Source organism: uncultured Veillonella sp., assembly GCF_905209685.1.
Taxonomy (GTDB): domain Bacteria; phylum Bacillota; class Negativicutes; order Veillonellales; family Veillonellaceae; genus Veillonella.
This window is the reverse complement of the sequence record NZ_CAJLUB010000189.1, coordinates 1-2,168: the sequence shown is the minus strand read 5'-3', so window position 1 is coordinate 2,168 and position 2,168 is coordinate 1. Positions and strand designations below refer to the sequence as shown.

Annotated in this window: 3 protein-coding genes and 2 tRNA genes; all 5 read left to right on the top strand. The window is 39.6% G+C overall.

Annotation, left to right across the window (positions count from 1 at the left end; translation table 11 throughout):
* Nucleotides 1–164 (top strand): peptidylprolyl isomerase (locus QZ055_RS09265; RefSeq protein ID WP_287502012.1); only part of this gene is annotated, 164 nt, incomplete at its 5' end.
* A 4-nt stretch (nt 165–168) separates the two neighbouring features.
* Nucleotides 169–798, top strand: a complete 630-nt coding sequence (locus QZ055_RS09260) for a hypothetical protein (protein WP_105089630.1) — start codon at nt 169–171, stop codon at nt 796–798.
* An 82-nt stretch (nt 799–880) separates the two neighbouring features.
* Nucleotides 881–1,720: a polyamine aminopropyltransferase gene (gene speE / locus QZ055_RS09255; RefSeq protein ID WP_295794243.1), complete on the top strand. Its 840-nt coding sequence runs from the start codon at nt 881–883 to the stop codon at nt 1,718–1,720.
* Nucleotides 1,721–1,936: 216 nt separating this feature from the next.
* Nucleotides 1,937–2,012: transfer RNA gene (locus tag QZ055_RS09250), tRNA-His, on the top strand.
* 24 nt (nt 2,013–2,036) lie between these two features.
* Nucleotides 2,037–2,111, top strand: a tRNA-Gln gene (locus QZ055_RS09245).
* Nucleotides 2,112–2,168: the final 57 nt, after the last annotated feature.

Sequence of the window (2,168 nt, the reverse complement as noted above, 5' to 3'; positions counted from 1 at the left end):
GTGGTCCTAATACTGGTGGTAGCCAATTCTTTATCGTATACGAACCACAACCTCACTTGGATGGTGTACACACTGTATTCGGTAAAGTAATCGAAGGTATGGACGTAGTTGATGGTATTCACCAAGGTGCCATCATGGAAACTGTTGAAGTAATCGAAGGTTAATCTCATGAATGATGTATCTATTAAACATCCAGAATGGCTATATATTGATGTAAATGGTAAAACATCATATGGGTATGACCAAGAATGGTTCACTGATGAGTGGCAACGCTTGTCTGGTTGTGGTCCCACGTCGGCATCACAAGTATTGGGTTATTCGCTGTTTAGGGATGGCTTATTAGATCTGGAAACCACATCCGATCAAACGCTTGCTTTAGAACGGATGAACTTAGTTTGGAAATATGTAAAGCCACGCTTTGGTGGTGGTGTTTATAAAACTCAATGGATGGAACGTGGTCTTACTCGTTTACTGGAGGATAAAGGCCTATCTTATGATGTACATATGTTGAATGTATCTCCGTTCTGCGCATCTCGTGTAGAGGTGGAGGCTGCAGCTCAGTTTATTCATGATGCATTGGCGCAAGATGTGCCTGTAGCATTTTTGAATCGTCATAAGGGTAAAGAAAAAGCTCTTTATACATGGCATTGGGTTCCAATTCACAAGATATTTATGGATGGCGATGATATTCGCTGTGGTATCTTTGATGAAGGTGAAATCCGTGATTTCTCGTTAGCAAATTGGATGAAAGACACTATTTTAGGTGGCGGTTTCTGTTATATTAGTCGTAAAGATTAAGAAACAGAGCAATTAACGTAATATACATACGCATCGCAATCATCTGCGGTGCGTATTGTAGTATAAAAGTAGGAGGTACTACATGAGTCAATGGATTACAGAGGAACAAACTCCTCATTTACGTCTTAGCGCTGAAGCAGAAGAGGTATTATACTCTGGTGAATCTGAGTTCCAAAAAATTGAAGTGTTTAAATCTAAAGAGTACGGTACGATGCTCGCATTAGATGGTGTATTCCAAACGTCTGAGCGTGAAGAGTTCATCTACCATGAAATGATGAGTCATGTTCCATTGTTTTTACATCCAAATCCTGAACGTGTATTAATCATCGGTGGCGGTGATGGTGGCGTAGCTAGAGAATGTGTACGTCACGACTGTGTTAAAGAAGTAACAATGGTTGAAATCGATGGTAAAGTTGTAGAGCTTGCTAAACAATATTTACCAACTATTGCTAAAGCTATGATTGAAAACCATCCTAAATTAACTGTAAAAATTGGTGATGGTATTGGTTTCATGGCAGAAGCAGAAGATTACTATGATGTAATTATCGTAGACTGCTCCGACCCAATTGGTCCTGGTGAAGGTTTGTTTACTGAAGAGTTCTATAAGAATACATTAAAAGCGCTCAAAAAAGATGGCTTATTTGTACAACAAACAGAATCTCCTATGTTGCATCAATCGCTTGTTGAAAAAGTGTTTGGTTACGTAAATAATCACTTCCCAATTGCGCGTTTGTATACTGCATTTATTCCAATTTATCCTGCAGGTATGCATTGCTTCACATTGGGTTCCAAAACATTTGACCCATTAACATGGACACCAAATCGTGAACAAAACTTTGAAACTAAGTACTATAATGCTGAAATTCAAAAGGCTGCATTTGCTTTGCCAAATTTTGTAAAAAACTATTTGCCAACTAAGTAAATAATATGTATAATAGGGGAGCACCATTCGTAAGGTATAACTTATGAATGTGCTTCCTTATTTTATGAGGAGAAAGAGTTTATATTAGGGATAACGCACTTTTTTATTTTATTTGTAAAAGTTAAATGAAATTGAGAAAAAGGTGTTGACACAAATCTCTAGAACAGATATAATTCTCTTTGTTACGAAGACAACGTCTTCGATACCTACAAGGTGGTGGGTATGGTGAAGCGGTTAACACGGCGGATTGTGGCTCCGTTACGCGTGGGTTCGATCCCCACTACTCACCCCATAACCTACACATCATAATCACTGTAGGGGTGTCGCCAAGTGGTAAGGCAACGGACTTTGACTCCGTTATGCGCTGGTTCGATCCCAGCCACCCCTGCCAACATGACTCACTAGCTCAGTTGGCAGAGCACCTGACTTTTAATCAGGGTGTCCCGCG

Bases quoted from the DNA above. Each gene is read 5' to 3' on its own strand.
- speE (WP_295794243.1), top strand. From the start codon at position 881: ATGAGTCAATGGATTACAGAGGAACAAACTCCTCATTTACGTCTTAGC.
- QZ055_RS09260 (WP_105089630.1), top strand. From the start codon at position 169: ATGAATGATGTATCTATTAAACATCCAGAATGGCTATATATTGATGTA.